The 17,695-nt window shown below is 55.0% G+C and carries 22 protein-coding genes; 18 read left to right on the forward strand and 4 right to left on the reverse strand.

All coding sequences use genetic code 11. The features are described from left to right. Nucleotides 1-208: 208 nt before the first annotated feature. The 6 genes from CWI35_RS16170 (at nt 209) to CWI35_RS16195 (ending at nt 4,951) form a co-directional block, all read left to right on the forward strand. A complete protein-coding gene (locus CWI35_RS16170; protein ID WP_119877350.1) occupies nt 209-1,573 on the forward strand; it encodes an ISLre2 family transposase in 1,365 nt (454 codons plus the stop codon). Between the two features lie 247 nt (nt 1,574-1,820). Continuing rightward, nucleotides 1,821-1,970, forward strand: coding sequence for a 50S ribosomal protein L33 (gene rpmG / locus CWI35_RS16175; RefSeq protein WP_011231931.1), 150 nt, complete (start codon nt 1,821-1,823; stop codon nt 1,968-1,970). 53 nt (nt 1,971-2,023) lie between these two features. Beyond that, nucleotides 2,024-2,596: a 5-formyltetrahydrofolate cyclo-ligase gene (locus CWI35_RS16180; RefSeq protein WP_033007314.1), complete on the forward strand. Its 573-nt coding sequence runs from the start codon at nt 2,024-2,026 to the stop codon at nt 2,594-2,596. Further along, entirely contained in the window at nt 2,586-3,359 is a 774-nt protein-coding gene (locus CWI35_RS16185) for a DUF92 domain-containing protein (protein WP_011231929.1), read from the forward strand. The genes CWI35_RS16180 and CWI35_RS16185 overlap by 11 nt, the downstream gene beginning before the upstream one ends. Nucleotides 3,360-3,436: 77 nt before the next feature. Further along, the gene (locus CWI35_RS16190; protein WP_011231928.1) at nt 3,437-3,616 is read left to right on the forward strand and encodes a hypothetical protein; all 180 of its coding nucleotides are present in this window, start codon (nt 3,437-3,439) and stop codon (nt 3,614-3,616) included. Nucleotides 3,617-3,781: 165 nt separating this feature from the next. Further along, nucleotides 3,782-4,951: a rhomboid family intramembrane serine protease gene (locus CWI35_RS16195; protein WP_014196348.1), complete on the forward strand. Its 1,170-nt coding sequence runs from the start codon at nt 3,782-3,784 to the stop codon at nt 4,949-4,951. Between the two features lie 50 nt (nt 4,952-5,001). Here CWI35_RS16195 and CWI35_RS16200 read toward each other — a convergent pair whose 3' ends face one another. Next, nucleotides 5,002-5,865, reverse strand: coding sequence for a hypothetical protein (locus CWI35_RS16200; protein WP_011231926.1), 864 nt, complete (start codon nt 5,863-5,865; stop codon nt 5,002-5,004). 125 nt (nt 5,866-5,990) lie between these two features. On the opposite strand from CWI35_RS16200, the gene CWI35_RS16205 reads away from it, so the two are divergent. The 4 genes from CWI35_RS16205 (at nt 5,991) to CWI35_RS16220 (ending at nt 10,067) form a co-directional block, all read left to right on the forward strand. Beyond that, entirely contained in the window at nt 5,991-7,454 is a 1,464-nt protein-coding gene (locus CWI35_RS16205; protein ID WP_021322345.1) for a spore germination protein, read from the forward strand. Nucleotides 7,455-7,549: 95 nt separating this feature from the next. Next, entirely contained in the window at nt 7,550-7,762 is a 213-nt protein-coding gene (locus CWI35_RS16210) for a YqgQ family protein (protein ID WP_011231924.1), read from the forward strand. A 7-nt stretch (nt 7,763-7,769) separates the two neighbouring features. Beyond that, a complete protein-coding gene (locus CWI35_RS16215) occupies nt 7,770-8,723 on the forward strand; it encodes an ROK family glucokinase (protein ID WP_011231923.1) in 954 nt (317 codons plus the stop codon). Nucleotides 8,724-8,906: 183 nt separating this feature from the next. Then, on the forward strand, nt 8,907-10,067 hold the full coding sequence (locus tag CWI35_RS16220; RefSeq protein WP_011231922.1) for a M14 family metallopeptidase: 1,161 nt from the start codon (nt 8,907-8,909) through the stop codon (nt 10,065-10,067). 35 nt (nt 10,068-10,102) lie between these two features. Here CWI35_RS16220 and CWI35_RS16225 read toward each other — a convergent pair whose 3' ends face one another. Next, the gene (locus tag CWI35_RS16225) at nt 10,103-10,279 is read right to left on the reverse strand and encodes a DUF2759 domain-containing protein (protein ID WP_011231921.1); all 177 of its coding nucleotides are present in this window, start codon (nt 10,277-10,279) and stop codon (nt 10,103-10,105) included. A 169-nt stretch (nt 10,280-10,448) separates the two neighbouring features. Here CWI35_RS16225 and CWI35_RS16230 point away from each other — a divergent pair, with 169 nt between their 5' ends. After that, nucleotides 10,449-11,081, forward strand: a complete 633-nt coding sequence (locus CWI35_RS16230; RefSeq protein ID WP_011231920.1) for an MBL fold metallo-hydrolase — start codon at nt 10,449-10,451, stop codon at nt 11,079-11,081. A 321-nt stretch (nt 11,082-11,402) separates the two neighbouring features. Beyond that, the gene (locus CWI35_RS16235; protein ID WP_119878023.1) at nt 11,403-12,536 is read left to right on the forward strand and encodes a class I SAM-dependent methyltransferase; all 1,134 of its coding nucleotides are present in this window, start codon (nt 11,403-11,405) and stop codon (nt 12,534-12,536) included. Nucleotides 12,537-12,619: 83 nt separating this feature from the next. On the opposite strand, the gene CWI35_RS16240 is transcribed toward CWI35_RS16235, so the two are convergent. Continuing rightward, complete coding sequence (locus CWI35_RS16240; protein ID WP_008879854.1) at nt 12,620-12,862, reverse strand: DUF2626 family protein; 243 nt, start codon at nt 12,860-12,862, stop codon at nt 12,620-12,622. 158 nt (nt 12,863-13,020) lie between these two features. Then, on the reverse strand, nt 13,021-13,719 hold the full coding sequence (locus CWI35_RS16245) for a helix-turn-helix transcriptional regulator (protein ID WP_011231918.1): 699 nt from the start codon (nt 13,717-13,719) through the stop codon (nt 13,021-13,023). 192 nt (nt 13,720-13,911) lie between these two features. On the opposite strand from CWI35_RS16245, the gene comGA reads away from it, so the two are divergent. The 6 genes from comGA to comGF all read left to right on the forward strand — a co-directional run bounded on the left by comGA (nt 13,912) and on the right by comGF (nt 17,671). Further along, the gene (gene comGA / locus CWI35_RS16250; protein WP_021322348.1) at nt 13,912-14,985 is read left to right on the forward strand and encodes a competence type IV pilus ATPase ComGA; all 1,074 of its coding nucleotides are present in this window, start codon (nt 13,912-13,914) and stop codon (nt 14,983-14,985) included. Beyond that, on the forward strand, nt 14,982-16,010 hold the full coding sequence (gene comGB, locus CWI35_RS16255) for a competence type IV pilus assembly protein ComGB (protein WP_047758066.1): 1,029 nt from the start codon (nt 14,982-14,984) through the stop codon (nt 16,008-16,010). The genes comGA and comGB overlap by 4 nt, the downstream gene beginning before the upstream one ends. A 202-nt stretch (nt 16,011-16,212) precedes the next feature. Further along, the gene (gene comGC, locus CWI35_RS16260; protein ID WP_011231915.1) at nt 16,213-16,509 is read left to right on the forward strand and encodes a competence type IV pilus major pilin ComGC; all 297 of its coding nucleotides are present in this window, start codon (nt 16,213-16,215) and stop codon (nt 16,507-16,509) included. Continuing rightward, entirely contained in the window at nt 16,499-16,936 is a 438-nt protein-coding gene (comGD, locus tag CWI35_RS16265; RefSeq protein ID WP_011231914.1) for a competence type IV pilus minor pilin ComGD, read from the forward strand. The genes comGC and comGD overlap by 11 nt, the downstream gene beginning before the upstream one ends. Beyond that, on the forward strand, nt 16,920-17,246 hold the full coding sequence (locus CWI35_RS16270; RefSeq protein ID WP_047758065.1) for a type II secretion system protein: 327 nt from the start codon (nt 16,920-16,922) through the stop codon (nt 17,244-17,246). Before comGD ends, CWI35_RS16270 begins: the two co-directional genes overlap by 17 nt. Further along, complete coding sequence (gene comGF / locus CWI35_RS16275; protein WP_047758064.1) at nt 17,225-17,671, forward strand: competence type IV pilus minor pilin ComGF; 447 nt, start codon at nt 17,225-17,227, stop codon at nt 17,669-17,671. The genes CWI35_RS16270 and comGF overlap by 22 nt, the downstream gene beginning before the upstream one ends. Nucleotides 17,672-17,695: the final 24 nt, after the last annotated feature.

Raw genomic sequence — 17,695 nt, forward strand, 5'->3', positions numbered from 1 at the left:
ATTGAACAAAGATGAAATGTGTGAGTAAAATATTTGTGGGTGACATTCCGAAATGATCCCCGACGAGGGTTGCGAACTTTTGTTCGCGACGCTCGTCGGGGCCACCAAGCGAAGCGCGGTAGAAAAAGCAAATGTCGTGAAAAAAGGACTCTCTCCCTGCTATGATGGTGATTGTCAACATCAACCGAAAACAGGAGGGAGAGAGTCCATGAAACATCTTACCACAGAATGGCCTTTATTAAAAGAGCTGGAGGAACAATTAGTCAGAACTCTTCAAAAGGTGTTCGCTGTCTTGTTGGCGGCCCTTTTGGAGGAGATTGATCAACAACTGGCGGAAGCGCGGGACAAGCGCCGGTATCAGCTGAAAGACAAACGGCCGACCACGATCCAAACGCTGTTTGGAGAAGTGACGTTTCGACGGAACTACTACTATGATCGGCAGGCGGGGGCGTATACCTTCTTGCTGGATGCCGAACTGGGCTTTGATGGAGCGCAGTCGATCAGCCCTTGCCTCGAGGAAACGGCGGTCGAGTTGGCCGTAGAGTGCTCTTCCTACCGCAAAGCAGCCCGTACGTTGGAGTCGATCGTGGGGTATGCGGTCCTAAGCCACGAGGCGATTCGCCAACTGGTGCTGGAGGCCCCTGTCTCGCTGCACCACCCTGTTTCCCAACGGCACGGCCGAGTGCTATTTGTGGAGGCGGATGGGCTGTTTATTTCCCGCCAGGGGAAAGGGAAACGGGCGAAAGAAGAGAAAATCCTGGCGGTTCACGAGGGATGGAAACGAAACGGTTCGCAGCTCGAGCTCGTGAACCGGCGCCACTACCTCCATGAAGGGGAGGGAGACGTGTGGGAACGGTTTGAAGAGTGGCTGATGAACGAATATGCCTATGACCCGTGCCGGGACCTTTTGATCATCAACGGCGACGCGGCGTCGTGGATCACAGCCTGCCGGGAGTATTTTGGAAAGCGGGCCTGCTTTCAGCTGGATCGATTTCATGTGGCGCGGGAGCTGCGTCAGTGTCTGTCCGGCCATCCGCGTTGGCGGGAGGTGCGGAAGAAGCTGGCGAAACAAGACGAAGAAGGACTTTTGGTCGAGCTGAACAGCGCGGTCGGCACGTTGGAGGACGAAGCGAAAGAGAAGCAGATGGCTGCCATGATCCGCCGGATCGAGTCGATGCCGGGATGCATCCGGGACTATCGGGAGTGGCTGTCGGAGCAAGGGGTGGAGACGACCGGCATGCGTCCGATGGGCCACGCCGAGAGCGTGATGAGCCGGTTTGCGCATCGGGTGAAATCCCGCCGCAGCTGGAAAGACCAAGGGCTTCGGGCGTTTCTGAGGGCGATGGCAGCCCGAATCGACGGGATCGGGTGGAGAAAGGGACGGTGGGAGGAGCAAGAGCCCCAGTCGGCCGTCTCGGCCTCAACAAAGTCCAAGCGGATCGAACAGGCCAAACGGAAGGCCGGACGGTTATGGGCAGATGTGGTGCGTCAGAATCTACCGTGTCTGCAGCGGTCATCCGGGACGCCGATCCATCAAGCGTTGTCGGCGCTCCGGGATGGTGGTTGGGTGTAAAAAAATGGAATACAATATCATCACCTCAAGATGAGGGATGAGAGTCCGAAAGCGCTTACGATATTAATTCCTGAAAATGGTTCGCTAACTAGTGATTGACAACGCCCGTAGTGAACCGAAAAAATGTTCTCCACAAAGTCTTGACTGACTCAGATGAAATTTAGAGGTGGAAATCGCCGAAGAAAAATGGTATCATAGAAAGGTCTGATTATATATAAAGTATAAAGCTCGTTTGGAGGGAAAAAAGATGCGCGTGAACATTACATTGGCATGCACAGAATGCGGCGAACGCAACTATATTACATCGAAAAATAAACGCAACAACCCAGAGCGTTTGGAATTGAAAAAATATTGCCCGCGCGATCGCAAAGTCACGTTGCACCGCGAAACGAAGTAAGCAGTGGGAAGATGATTCCTGCTGCTTTTTATCTTTATGGGAGGAAGGGGAAGATGATGGACGGCAAACAGGAATGGCGCCAGCGCATGTTGAATCAGCTTCGGCAGCTTAAAGCGGCAGAAAAAGAGATGTACGATCGGCAAATCGCCGCTCATTTATATCGGTGGCCATTATGGCAAACGGCGCGGACGATCGCCATGACGGTGTCGAGAGAGACGGAAGTCAACACCTTGCCGATCATTGAACAGGCGTGGCGGGAAGGAAAAACGATCGGCGTCCCGAAATGCGATCCAAGGGCGAAAACGATGTCCTTTCGGCGGCTTGAGTCGTTTGCCCAGCTCGAAAAAGCGTACGCCGGATTGTTTGAGCCGATTGAAAAACAAACAACGCCGATCGACCGCGATGAGTTTGATCTCATCATTGTCCCGGGGGTCTGTTTTGCCAAAACCGGCTACCGGATCGGCTATGGCGGCGGGTATTACGACCGATATTTGCCGGGAGCTTCGGCGGTGACGGCAGCGCTGGCTTACTCCTTTCAAGTGATGGACGACATTCCGGCCGAGGAGCATGATGTGCCGGTGAAATTCATTATTACTGATCAAGGAGTTCTTCACTGTGAGCGATGAATGGTGGTATATCGCGGTCTCTGCCCTCGCCGCCGGCGGCGGGTGGTTGTTGCGCTTGTTGTCCATATCAGGAGCGGCGGCAACCGTTGTCATCGGCGCAGCGGTTGGATGCGGCTTTTCATGGGGCGGAATATGGGTGTTAGGCTGCTTTTTTGTCAGCTCCAGCTTCTTTAGCCACATCGGAAGGCAACGCAAGGCAAAACTGTCTGAAAAATTGGCGAAAGGCGGGCGGCGCGATGCCATCCAAGTGCTGGCCAATGGCGGGGTGCCGGCCGTGTTGGCGCTATTGGCCGCTGTCCGTCCCGACCCGATTTGGGATGATCTGTTTGTTGTCGCCGTCGCTGCAGCGAACGCTGATACGTGGGCATCTGAAATCGGTTCTTTAAGCCCGTGGCCGCCTCGGGTTTGGCCGAGCTTTCGGCCGGTGGAAGCCGGCACCTCAGGGGCTGTGACGCTCCTTGGCACGGCTGCTTCGTTTGCCGGCGCACTGTTTATTGCGGCTGTTGGCGTGTTTTTTCTCGACGTCCGACCCGTTTTTACTCTTGCCTTTTTCGGTTGGCTCGGCAGCTGGTTCGATACGTGGCTTGGCGCGGCTTGGCAAGCGGCTTACCGCTGTCCGGCATGCGGGGCGACGACTGAGCGGAAATGGCATTGCGGGCAGGCGACCATTCATATGAAAGGCTGGCGGTGGCTTGACAATGATGCGGTGAACGTTCTTTCGGTCATCTTTGCGGTGCTGGCCGCCTTCGTGCTGGCGCGTTAGACGCGCCCCGCTTCATATTTGGAGAGAAAAAGGGAAAAAGAATAACGAGCATGTCATATGATGAAGGAGGAACAACGATGAATAAATGGTCGTACCCGCTGCTTGTCGTTGCCGCTGGATGTCTTGCTTACCGCTATCGCTACCGAATGGCCGCCTTCGCATTGCGCGTTCCGTCGTTGCGAAAGCAACTTGTCCGATTTGCGCTCCACATTCCTCCTGTGCGCAACGCTCTTGTTTCGCAAATGTTGCGTCCATGATGCAATAGCGGTGAATCATTTTTGAAGAAGTCGGTTATGAAAAAACCGGCCGCCGCGGCCGGCGCCCGCCGGCCCATTCGCTCCGGTTTGCCGGACGGTCGATGAGTTGGCTTTGTTGCTGTTTGTCGGACTTGGCCTCGCCAGGGAAAGGGAGAGGAGAACGTGATGGGAACGATGGATGTACTGTTTTGGCAGCTTGTTCAGCGTTTGTCTCGCGGCGGCTACCGCATCGTACGGATGTCTGAGCAGGCCGATGAAGTATGGCTGGAATCAAACCATTGGCGTCGCCCAACACTCATCCGCCTCGTGCGCGCTGATTTTGATTGGAGCCGATCGTTGCGCCTTGATATGGAATATACATGGCAATTCGTTCAGCAAATGAGGGGATGGAATTTCAGCAAAGCGGGCCGGGTCATCAATGTTTATGTGATGGTGTATCCGCCGGTTGACGATTGGGAATTTCTTGTCGCCGAGCCGTTGCCGCTCTCTGGAGTGTCCGATGGCGTGCTTCATACGCTCCTCCTTCACAGCGGCAATATGGGGGACGTGCTGCCGCGGCTTGCGGAGATGACGGGTGTTGCGCTCCGTTTTGAGCCGCCTGTGGAAACGTCCGATCCGTTTGCTGCCGCCGAGCGCTTAAAGCGCGAGGTGGTCCGCGAATGGCGGCGCCGCCGTGAGGAGGAACGGCGCATTTTTGAGTATGGCAAGCCGATGTTCACCCGGCTGTTCATCGTCGTGCAGGTTGCGATGTTTTTGGTTCTCGAATGGAGCGGCGGGAGCACGAATCCGGATGTGTTGATCCACTACGGCGCCAAATTCAATCCGCTCATTGAGGCGGGAGAATGGTGGCGGCTGTTGACGCCAATGTTTTTGCATATTGGTTTTTTGCATCTGCTGACCAACACGCTCGCCTTGTATTATTTAGGGATCACGGTTGAGCGGCTGTACGGCTCGCTTCGCTTTTTGTTCATTTACGTAACGGCTGGATTTTTCGGAGCGCTGGCGAGTTTTTTGTTTACACCGTCATTATCGGCCGGGGCGTCGGGAGCCATTTTCGGGCTGTTCGGGGCTCTTCTTTACTTCGGCACTGTCTACCGGCATTTATTTTTTCGAACGATGGGGATGAACGTCATCAGTTTAATCATCGTCAACCTGTTGTTTGGCCTGCTTGTTCCCGGCATCGACAACGCCGGCCATATCGGCGGACTGGTTGGCGGTTTTTTGGCGGCTGGCGTCGTTCATTTGCCAAAACACACCGCTTTAGGGCGGCAGGCGGGAGCGTTGGCGGTGGCGGCGTTGCTTGTCGCCGCTGGCTTATGGATCGGATTTCGGTAAACGCCCCCACTTCGCTTTGTTTGAAGTGGGAGGCCTCTTTTCGAAATGTGTTAAAGAAGTTGCACGAGCATCACTTTTTCCCCGGTTTTCGCTTCAATGAGAACGAAGAGCCTACTGTAATCTTTGCGAATGAGAATGAGCGGCATCGTGCTGCCGATTGGCGAGAGGATGGATCCATCCTCTTTTTTTATGCCAAGGATGTACGACTTGTACAATCCTTCCCAAAGACGGCCGATGACGGTTTGCGTTTTTGCCGTTGACAACCCCGGCAACGGTTGTTCCGTGTAGGCGACGAGCTCCGGCAAATAAAGGGCGTAATAATCTTTCTTTGACAAAGAAAAGTGGGTGAGCAGCTCGTCCGCTTTATGACGAAGAAATTCATTCGTGGCTTTGTTCAAGACGCGCTGCCATTCGCGCTCGTCATCTGTTCTTGGCCGCCGGAACGATGCGCGCGGATGGTACGGTGAGTCAATGACGTACAAATAGCTGCTTGACATCGTTTGGCTGCTTGTGATGTTCTCTCCTGTATGCAGCTCGCCGTGATGGAACGAGACGGCTTGAAAAAAGCGGCTGTCCCGCATCCGGACCTTCTTTTCCATGTCGATGGCATCCGTGTTCGTTTTCCATTTCGACAGCACATCGGCCAAGCGGCCATCGGCAAACAACAACGAGACGTCCTGACGCAAATAGGCGCGGCGGTTTAAAATGGAGGCGGCTGACCAGCGGAGCGCGTAGCGTCCGGGTTCATTGCCGCCCTCAAGCGCAAGCGATGTTTTCGCTTCGATGAACGCCGCTTCGCGATCAAGCGGGAAAAACTTGATCGTTTCAGCGGTCTGATCGTGCTCCCACAGCGAGGCGAGCGCGGCGGCAAGGAAAAAAGCAAGCGCCATGAAGGGGATCATCCATCGTTTCATGACATCCTCCCGGATTGGACAAGGTTTTCACCAATATATGCATTGCAAGGAACATTTATGTATGAATTTCCTCATGCTTGTCTATGATGGGGAGTATACAGTGCAAACGATGCAGGGGGATGACGATGGAGAAACAGATGCCCAAACGCCTGGCGTCCCGTCGCCTTCATGACAATGCATCCTATTTAGCCGAACGGCTTGGAGTCGGGAAGAGCTTCGATGTCATTCGCCTTGACGTCGAATATGGCGGCCGGGCGATGGCGTTGTTTATGATTGACGGATTTGTCAAAGACGATATTTTGCATTATTTGATGAGATATTTGTCCCGGCTTGAGGAACACGAACTGGACGTTCACCCGCTTGAGAAGCTCCTGAAAAAATATCTTCCGTACGTCGAGATCGGACAGACAGACGACTTGGAAGAAGCGGTCGCGATGGTGCTTGCTGGGCCGACGGCATTAGTCGTTGACGGCGTTGAGCGGATCATTTTGATTGACGCCCGCACGTATCCGGTGCGCGGGCCGCAAGAGCCGGATACGGAACGGGTCGTACGCGGGGCGCGCGACGGTTTTGTCGAGACGATCGTCTTTAACACCGCGCTCATCCGCCGCCGCGTCCGCGACCCTTCCTTGCGCATGGAGTACGTGCAGGTGGCGCGGCGCTCGAAGACCGATATTTGCATTTGCTATATCGAGGAAATAGCCGACCCAGAACTCGTTCGCCGCGTTCGGGAATCGATTACCGCCATTGACACAGACGGGCTGGTTATGGCTGAGAAAACGGTGGAAGAGTTTATTTCCGGACGGCATTGGAATCCGTACCCGGTTGTCCGCTATACGGAACGCCCTGATACGGCAGCGGCCCATTTGTATGAAGGCCATGTGCTTGTGATCGTCGATGGATCGCCAAGTGTCATTATTACCCCGGCAACGTTTTGGCATCATTTGCAGCACGCTGAAGAGTACCGGAATAAGCCGATCGTCGGGGCGTATTTGCGGCTCGTCCGCTTTCTGGCCGTTTGGGCGTCGGTGTTTTTGCTGCCGCTTTGGTATTTGCTCATGATCGAGCCGGAACTGCTGCCGGATCCACTCCAGTTTTTGGGAAAGGCCAAATTGGGAGACATTCCGCTGTTTGCACAAATTTTGATGATTGAAATCGGGATGGATATGCTGCGAATGGCCGCCATTCATACACCGTCTTCGCTGGCGACCGCGCTCGGCCTCGTCGCCGCGCTTATGATCGGCGGCATCGCGGTGGAAGTTGGACTCTTTTCCAATGAAGTGATTTTGTATTTTTCCGTTACGGCCATCGGTACGTTTGCGACGCCCAGCTATGAAATGAGTTTGGCGAACCGGCTCGTCCGCATTGCCTTGCTCATTTTGTCGGGCCTGTTCGGCCTGTACGGTTATGTCATCGGCATCACCGTTTGGATTCTTGCCTTGGCGCGGATGACGTCATTTGGCGTTCCGTACTTATGGCCGTTCATCCCGTTCTCCTACCGAGCGATGCGCGACGTGCTCATCCGGTCGCCGATGCCGCTCAAAAACCGGCGACCGGCGATTCTTCACCCGCGCGACCCTGACCGCTGACGCAGGTGCTGATTTTTAGCGCCTGCGTTTTTTGTCTTGACGGCCGCGGCCGTTTGCCGCTACATTAAAAGAGGAAAAAAGGAGCATGAATGATGATGAAGACGGTATACGATGTTCAGCAGCTGTTGAAACGGTTTGGCACGATCATTTACGTGGGCGACCGGCTCGCTGATCTGGAGCTGATGGAAGAGGAAGTGAAAGAGCTGTACCAGTCCCAGCTGATCGATGCGAAACAGCTGCAAGCCGCTTTGTTTATTTTGCGGCAGGAAGCGCAAATGGAGCGGGAAAAACGGATGAAAAAAGGATGAGGATGCAATGGAACCATGGTTGGTAGGCATTGACCTCGGGGGCACGACAATCAAAATGGCGTTTGTCACCACCGAGGGTGACATCGTGCACAAATGGGAAATTCCGACGAACACCGCCAATCGCGGTGAGCATATCGTCGCTGACATTGCCCGATCGCTTGAAAAGACGCTCGCCCAGCTCGGCGGAGCGAAAGAGAGGCTGCTTGCCGCCGGCATCGGCGCCCCCGGACCGGTCGAAGAGGAAACCGGCATGTTGTATGAGACGGTCAATATAGGGTGGACGAATTATCCATTGAAGCAACGGCTGGAAGAGGCGACGGGGCTGCCCGTTTCGGTCGATAATGACGCCAATCTCGCCGCGCTTGGCGAAATGTGGAAAGGAGCAGGGGGAGGAGCGCGCCATTTGTTGTTTGTGACGCTTGGCACCGGCGTTGGCGGCGGTGTGATTGCCAACGGAGCCATTGTGCGCGGCATAAACGGCGCCGGCGGAGAGATCGGACATATGACGATGATCCCTGATGGCGGCGCCCGTTGCAACTGCGGCAAAACCGGATGTTTGGAAACGATTGCGTCCGCCACCGGCATCGTGCGGATCGCCAAGGAGAAATTGACCGCAGATGAGCGTCCGAGTGAGCTTCGCAACGGGGATGTGACGGCCAAAGCGGTGTTTGACGCCGCCAAAGCGGGCGATGCGCTGGCATTGGAAGTGGTCGATGAAGCAACGTACTATCTTGGTTGGGCGTTGGCGAATGCCGCCAATGTGACGAACCCGGAGAAAATCGTGATCGGCGGCGGCGTGTCCAAGGCGGGTGACATGCTTGTCGAGCGCGTGGCCGCCCATTTCCGCCGCTTCGCGTTCCCGCGCGTCGCCGCTGGGGCGAAGCTTGTTTTAGCGACGCTTGGCAACGATGCCGGCGTCATCGGCGCCGCCTGGCTGGCGAAAGAGCTTGTCGGCGCGTAAACAACGGAAGGTGTCCCAAAAAGGTTGGGGCGCCTTTTCTTATTGTTGGATGATATGAGATTGGAACGAACTTTAAAGAAGGAGATGTTTGCGAACATTCGTGCACTGCCGCCTGCCAGGCGCTCATTTTTTGCCGTCTGCCGACATATGTTAAGGTAAAGAAATGGGAAGGGGAGACGGCGCATGCACCTTCAAGCATGGCCCGGCGATACGTTTGAAACATATGGACGATGGTTTTCGGTGCCGACTGAACTGATCATCGATTCGAATCCGCATGTGGAAGAGGGATTGCGCCCTGGGCAGACCGTTGCCATCCCGGGATACGCGCCGATCGATACGTGGGAAGCGCTCGCTGACCGCCTATCGCTGCCGACGGAGGTGCTGCGGCGGCTGCCGGGGGCGATGGCGGTCATCAACGGAACAGCGCCGCTGCCGAAGCGGATTTCGTCCCCGGTCGTCCGCAGCGTCCGTCCGTACGATTTTGCCGCTTTGATGGAGGATATCACCGCCCTCGTCTGTCGCTATCCGTTTGTGCGCCAGCGGACGATCGGCCATAGCGTTCTCGGCTTGCCGCTCGTTGAACTGCAAATCGGCCGCGGGCCGGTGCGCGTGCATATGAACGGATCATTCCACGCGAATGAGTGGATCACGACGGCCGTAATCATGGCGCTCATCGACGAGTACGCGAGGGCGTTGGTTAACGATGACGAGCTTGCTGGCCATCGGGTGCTTGATTATTACCGTAAAGTGACTCTTTCCGTTGTGCCGATGGTCAATCCTGACGGCGTCAACCTTGTGCTGAACGGCCCGCCGGAAGAAGAGCCGCATCGGAGCGAAGTCGTCTGCATCAACGGTGGATCGCTCGACTTTTCGCAATGGAAAGCGAACATCCGCGGCGTTGATTTAAACAATCAATTCCCAGCTAACTGGGAAATAGAACAGGCCCGCAAACCGCCGAAAGCGCCGGCACCGCGTGATTTTCCAGGATTCGCCCCACTTACGGAGCCGGAGGCGAAAGCGATGGCGGAGCTCGCCGAGTCGGGCGATTTTGCGATGGTCGTCGCGTTTCATACACAAGGCAAGGAAATTTATTGGGGATATGAAGGGTTCGAGCCGCCGGAGGCGAAGGCAACGGTTCAGGCGATGGCTGAAGCAAGCGGCTACCAGGCTGTTCGCTACATTGACAGCCATGCCGGCTACCGCGATTGGTTCATTCAAACGTGGAGACGGCGCGGTTACACGGTGGAGCTCGGCGAGGGTGTCAATCCATTGCCGCTCTCGCAGTTTGCGCGAATATACCGCGACAGCCTCGGCCTGTTTTTAGCAGCGCTCAAAATGGCATAAAAAAACGCAAGAGGCATGATTCGCCTCTTGCGTTTTCAGTGCGTGCCGGTTGGAATGCCATGATGTAAAATGGTCATGATGGTAAACCAGCCGAATACGGCGGTAGTGGCAAGTCCAAACAAAAATCCGAGCACGTTTTTCTCGCGCAATGTACGGAGCATTCCATAAAGGGCAAGCAACGTCACAAGTGCAAAAATAATGACCGTACCCATCGTTTTACCCCCTCATGAAACAGTATGTACAAACGTGTCCATTCTTTTTCATTGTAATCTTTTTTCCTCCATTTGTCGAGGTCCCTTTCTCTTTTCTCTTCCATCGCTTGAAAAAAAGCAGTAAAATAAAGTTAAATATTGGACATGTCAAGGAAAGGAGGAGATGGCCATGGAATGGACGCGCATCCCTGTCGGCCCGATTCAGGCCAACGCTTACTTGTTGTCGTCTGCAGATCGACAATGCCTGATCGTTGACCCCGGCGCGGAAGGCGCGGCGCTCGTCCGCCGGATCGAGGAAAAAGGGCTGACCCCGTTGGCGATTTTGCTGACGCATGCGCATTTTGACCATATTGGCGGCATCCCGGACGTGCTTGCCCGCTGGGACATTCCAGTGTATGTGCACGAAAAGGAAAAACAATGGCTGCAAGATCCGGCATTGAATGGCTCGCTTTATTTCGGCGGTCCGGTCGCTGTCCGCTGCGAACCGACATGCCTGAAAGGACCGACGGTGCTGAACATTGGTCCGTTTGCGTTGGATGTCCGCGAAACGCCGGGTCATTCCCCGGGCAGCGTCTCGTATTATTGCAAACAAGCCAATATTGTGTTTTCCGGCGATGCGCTGTTTGCCGGCAGCATCGGACGCACGGATTTGCCAGGCGGCAACCATCAGCAGCTGTTGAAAAGCATTCATGACGAACTGCTTACGCTGCCGGAGGAAACGATCGTTCTTTCAGGCCATGGGCCAGAGACGACGATCGCCGCGGAGATGGATGCAAATCCGTTTTTGCATGGGTTTTCGTAAGAAAAAAAGCCGTCTACGTCGGCTTCACACAAGCAATTCCCTCGGGCAAACGCAGGCGGCTCCTTTGGGCAAGGAAAAGCGCAACGGAAGGCCTCCTGGCGCCGGAACACACAAAAAAACCCTTCTTAGCCGCGCCAAGAAGGGTTTTTGGGGGATGTTCTATCCACAATAATGGGAGGGGATATAGTTAAGCTGCTACTATAACAATATATGATTATTTTCACTATGTCAACAGTAAAAAAGTGAACGACTCCCACTTCACTTTGCTTGAGGCGGGAGCTTCTTTCGGAATGATGATGAAGACGGGGTAGAGAAATGGTGATGGGTCGATTGTATGAACAGATTGCCGCAGCGCCGGGTGGGCGGGTGTCGTACGCCGATTACATGCAGATGGTTCTTTACGACGAACGATTCGGCTACTATATGCGAGAGCGGGCGAAAATCGGCAAGGAAGGCGATTTTTTTACGAACAGCTCATTCGCGCCGGTGTTTGGCAAAGCGCTTGCTTCGCTTTGGGTTCGGATGGTGGAACAGAGCGGCCTGCCGCCCGCTGTTTGCGAGTGGGGGGGCGGAGACGGAAGATTGGCGCTTTCGGTATTGGAAGAATGGAAGAAAAAAAGTCCACATACATACGACCGCTTGTCGTATACGATCATCGACCAAAGCCCGTTCCACCGCCGGCGCCAGCGCGAAACGCTTCAACCCGCAGCCGAGAAGGTGGAGCAATATGACGATGTCTCTCGCTGGCTGGCCGAGCGTGGGCCGTTTTCCGGCATTGTGTTTAGCAACGAATTTTTTGATGCGTTTCCCGTTCACGTCATTGTAAAGGAAGGCGGCGTTTTGCACGAATGTTTTGTCGCCGCCCGCGATGGCCAGCTCGTTGAAGAAAAGGCGCCGCTTTGCCGTCCCGCTATTGTCCGCTATTTACATGAGCGCGGATTGGATCTTGCTGAAGGGCAAAGGCTTGAGGTGCCTCTCGCGATGAAGGCGTTTTGGCTCGAGGTTGGGCCGCTGTTTCATCAGGCGGTGATGGTGACGGTCGACTATGGCTATACGGACGAACAGTTGCGCGCCCCGGCGCGGCGGCATGGAAGCTTGCGCGGATATTTCCGCCATCAGCTTGTTGCCGACCCGCTTCGCCATCCGGGGGAGATGGACTTGACGAGCCATGTACAATGGGATGCGCTTCGCTTGTACGCCCGTCAGGCTGGGTGGGAGGAAGTGGCGTTCGTTCGCCAAGATCGGTTTTTGCTCGCGGCCGGCCTTTTGCATGAATGGAACGTTTCAGAAGGCGGCGATTTCTTTTCGCCGGCAAGCCGCCAAAATCGAATGATCCGCGCGCTGATCGCCGACGATGGCGTCAGCCGCTTTTTTGACGTGCTTATTTTGCAGAAAGGAATGAGTCTCCCCGCGCGAGACTTTTGGCCAGCGCCCGAGTTTTTGCCGGCCGATTAACGGCTTCCTTCGCCTATCTGCAATGGAGAAAAGGGGTTCCGGTCAAAGCGGCAAAAAAACAGGCAGGAGGTTCTGCCTGTTTTTTATTCACCCATGCCGGGCACCATCATAAAAGTCGTCCAATACGTAAATGCTGCGAAGAAAATCGTCAAATATGCCCCGAAAATGTAAATGTACATTCTCTCGGTCAGCTTTAAAAAGCCGAGGAACAGGAAAAATACGGTTTGGCCAAAGAAGATGAGCGACGTCGTATGCATATGGCCAAGGTAAAACATGACAGCAAAAATGCCGGTCCAAAAGGCGAGCACGCGGAACATGCGGTCCATTATGTATCCCTCCTTTGTTTGTGCAAACCATTGGTCCTTACTTATTATAATGTACAATGATTGGGAATGTAAATAACGCTTTCGGACAAGTGGTAAGAAATGATGCCAATGCCGGCCGTTGCTTGCTTCAGACAAAAAAGAAGGAAGGAGGGACGCTGTCACGGACGGATGATGGTGCGGTAGGCGCAGCGGTGGCTGCCTTCCATCATATTTTCCGTTTCCGTTACTTCAGCACCGGCAAACAGCGTCTCGACCATTCCCTCCAAAAAAGCGTGGTGCATGCCGCAGACGGTATCAGGTGCTTGCGCGGCGATTTCTTTGAACGGGCAGTTGAAAATATCGAGGTATAGCACTCCTTTTTCTTCATCATAGTGCAATTGCGGCAAAAATCCAGCCGCTTCGGCCGCCTCTTCCATTATGGCGATTTTGTCCGCCATGGTGAGCGCGCTCGCTGTGCCGTTATGCGGCAAACGGCTGGCGATGAGCTCACGGCCGAACCGCTTTCCTGTTTCACGCAACGCCTCGCTTCCAATGGGACCGAGTTTGGCCATCGTTTGAATGGCGATGCGGGCGAGGAGTTGATAATCGCGGAACGGAAAATACAGCCCGATCACTTCGTCGGACAGGCGGTACAGCCGGCTCGGCCGCCCGCCTTTTCCCGTTTTTTGCGTATCCGATACGACCATGCGAACGTCTTCAAGCTTCGTTAAATGCAAGCGGGCAACGTTTGGATGGATATGAAATTTTTCTGCGATTTCTTGAACAGAAACTTCGCGATGCACTTTTGCCATATATTCATAAATATGAAATCTTGTCGGGTCAGACAATACGCTTGTGATTTTCAGCGTTTGTTCCATTGGTTTCCCTCCTAAATGAATCATTGATATGGTTATTATAATGAAATCGTCCAAAGCGAGGAATGATTTTTGTCACTATTGGCAGTGAGTGGACTGACATTCAAAAAAATTTCACAAAAAAGCTGCGCCAAAAGCAGGATAACGACTCATGCTCGTCGAAATACAAAGCAGTCTGTCGAAAGGAGGGAATATGTGCTGAACGAGATCGAACAAACGGCAAACCGCCTTCTCGCCGAAGCGGTGCAGCGCCGCGCCTCGGATCTTCACCTCGTTCCGCGCCGCCGCGATGCCGCTGTTCGTCTTCGGCTTGATGGCATGCTTGTCGACGTTGGCGTGCTTTCGAAGGAAACGGCGGAACGTCTCATCGCCCACTTTAAATTTTTAGCCGGCATGGACATCGGGGAACGACGCCGTCCGCAAAGCGGCGCCATGGAAGTGGCTGAGTTTGGGGAAACGGTGTATTTGCGTTTATCGACATTGCCGACGCTCTACGATGAAAGCCTCGTCATTCGGCTTCTGCCGCAGCGCCTCTCGCTGCCGCTTCGCGAACTATCTTTATTCTTCCGCTCCACCGCACGATTATTTTCCTTCATGCAGCATCCGCAAGGGCTTGTGCTGTTGACCGGCCCGACGGGGTCGGGAAAAACGACGACCCTCTACACCCTTCTTGATCTTTGCCAAGCTGAAAGGCAACGCAACATCATCACGCTTGAAGATCCGATCGAAAAACAGAACGAACGATTGTTGCAAGTGCAAATCAATGAAAAAGCAGGCATCACATACGCCGCCGGGTTAAAAGCGGCGCTGCGCCATGACCCGGATGTGTTGATGGTCGGCGAGATCCGCGATCATGATACGGCGGCCATTGCCATCCGTTCAGCGTTGAGCGGCCATTTGGTCGTCTCGACGATGCACGCCGCCGATGCAGTCGGCGCCGTCTACCGGCTGCATGAATTCGGCATTCCGCTCGGCGATTTGGCCGAGACGCTGCTTGCCGTCTCTGCCCAGCGGCTTGTCGAGCTTTGCTGCCCGCTGTGCGGCGACGATTGCCATCCATCGTGCGGCCGTCTTGGACGACGCCGGCGCACGGCTGTTTATGAGTTGCTTTGCGGTTCAGCGCTGGAGGACGTGATTCGTTCCCTCTCCAATGGGAGAGGGAAGCCAAAGCGCTCTTATATGACGCTGGCGCGCTTGATCCGCAAGGGGATTGCGCTCGGCTACCTGCCCGTTCGCATGCTTGAGCTCGTCGGAGGGGGAGAAAGATGAAACGCAAAATGTGGCCGCTCGCTGAACAGGCGTTGTTTTTCACTCGGCTCGGCCGGTTGCTCGAGCGCGGTTACCCCCTTGGGCAAGCGCTTGAGTTTTTGGCCATTCAGGCTCCCACACACCGCCGGATGGAAGTGGAACGCTGTCTGCAGCAGCTGCGCGCCGGGCTGCCGCTGTTTGCGGCTGTCGAAGCGCTGTCGGTCGACCGCATGGCGGTTAACCTTCTCTTTTTTGCCGAACGGCATGGCGATTTACCGCGCGGCATGGCAGAGACAGGGGAAGCGCTGGCGCAAAAAGCGCGCTTCTACGAGCAGCTTCACCGCTTCAGCCGCTATCCGCTGTTCCTTCTTTCTTTGCTCATCATCATGCTCGTCTTGATGGAATGGTGGCTGCTGCCGCAGTTTGAACGGGCGGCGGCGGCGTTTTCTCCACAACGCGGGCACACCGCTTGGCTGCTTGCGGTGGTCGCCCATGCCCCTATGGCGATGGCGGCCATCGCCGTCTTGGCGGTGTTCTCCGGGCTGTTTTACACCGCTTATTTCCGCCGCTGGCCGGTCTCCCGAAAACTTCAATTCGCCTTGCGAATTCCAGGGCTTGCTTCGTTTCTGAGACTGTTCCTCACCTGCCTGACTGCCCGACAGCTCGGGCGCTTGCTGCAGGCCGGGTTGTCGGTTTATGATGCGCTCGGCGTGTTCAGCGAGCCGTCGTCCTGGCCATTTTTGCAAATGGAAGGCCGGCGCCTTCGCCACGGGTTGATGAAAGGGATGGCGCTTGACAGATTAATCGGCGCCGCCCGCTATTACGAACAAGAGCTGGCGCTTGTCATCCGCCACGGCCAGTCGAACGGCGAGCTTGGCAAAGAACTTGAACATTACAGCGAGTTTTTGCTGCAGGTGATGGAACAACGAATCGAGTCGGTCTTAAAATGCATGCAGCCGCTTTTGTTGGCGGTGGTTGGCTCGTTTGTCGTCGGCATGTATTTGGCGATTTTGTTGCCGATGTTTTCTATGTTGAATGAACTGTAAATAACTTCCGTTTAACAAGGATGGGACGGCTCTGTAGGAACAAGATGCTCAATCTTGATATGTTGGCTCCTTGAGAGAGGGACGCGCCCCTCCTCCCAAGGCCCAATCAATGAACAGACTCGATGGTCAAGGAACGGATCGAACTGAACCGGCCATTCGCTAAGCGCTCTTTCTGAAATTTCGTATGCGAGGAGGAGTGACAATGAATCAAAAGGGATTCACATTGATCGAAATGTTGATCGTTATGATGGTGATTTCTGTCCTGCTGCTGATTGCCATTCCGAATATGACAAAGCACAACAGCATGATCAATTCGAAAGGATGCGAGGCGTTTTTGAACACCGTGCAAGCGCAGGTGAAAGCGTATGAGATGGAGCATAACAAAATTCCGACGGTGCAGGAATTGCTCGCTGGCCGCTATATCAAGTCGGACAAATGTCCGAACGGTCATGCGATCCAAATCAGCGCGAACGGCGATGTGAGTGAAAGTGGCTCGTAACGGCGGGTTTACGCTGCTTGAGATGCTGATCGTTTTCTCGGTGGTGCTGGTGCTTGCCGCGCTGGCTGTTCCGACGCTTGGCGGCGCTGTGCGCCATCAAGAGGAGATGTATATGCTGGCTGTGCTGCGCGCGGATTTGTATGGCGCGCAGCAGCATGCCATCGCCCGGCGGGTGAATGTAGCGGTTTTTTTTACAGACGGCGGCGCTGGGTACAAGGCGATTGATGCAACGAGCGGCCGGCAGATTGTCGCTCGTTCGCTCCCTTCTCCGTGGCGGTTTCGGCTCGGCACGCTGCGCAATCCGCTCATCTTTACTGACAACGGCAACATTGAACGGGCTGGAACTATTTGGATAGGGGGTGGCCAAATAACTTATAAAGTCACCTTTTTGCTGGGGAAAGGGCGATTTTATGTGCAAAAAATGTAGCGGCGGATTTTTGCTTGTTGAAGCATTGTTCGCTTTGGCGCTGCTATGGACGACAGCGGCCGTTCTTCTTCCACTGTTGATGCAAATGGCGCATGAGCGCAACAGCCTCATTCTCGAGGAGAAAGCGCGCCGGCTGTTGGCCATCGCGTTGTATGAGGAGCCGCTTGCCGGAGAAACCATGATCGCCGACGGGCGTACAGTATTTCGGCTGCAAGCGAGCGATGAAGGGGGACGAATGTGGAAAGTATGCGTGCGTTGGAACGATTACGTCGGCCGCGAGATGGAGCGGTGCGGGTATGGCAAGCGATAGCGGCAAAAGAAAACGGGTTTACGATGATCGAAGCGCTGTTGGCGCTGGCGGCTGCGATGGCGGTGGCGGCGGTCGTTCCGGCGTTGTTGTCCGTCCGCTTGCTGGCTCCGGAGCCGACGGACGCGTTTTCCCGATTGGAATGGCGGCTGTTTTTGCAACAGCTGCAAATCGAGCTGAATGAAACGAGGCAGTGGTCGACTGGGGGCCATGTCCTCTATTTGCAAAAATGGAGCGGTGAGACGGTCAGTTTTTCTGTTGTTGCGTCAAGAGCCCAACTGATCCGCCAGGTGGACGGCGCTGGCAATGAAACGGCGCTCCGTCATGTGCGCGCTGTTTCGTACCGCGCCGGCACCCGCGGGATATTTTTGCAAGTGACGGCTGATGACGGCACCGTTTACGAGGCGTTTGTGGCGCGGGCGTTTTAGCGGGCGGCTTGTACGGTGAGACCC

Source organism: [Bacillus] caldolyticus, from assembly GCF_003595605.1.
Classification (GTDB): Bacteria; Bacillota; Bacilli; order Bacillales; family Anoxybacillaceae; genus Geobacillus; species Geobacillus thermoleovorans.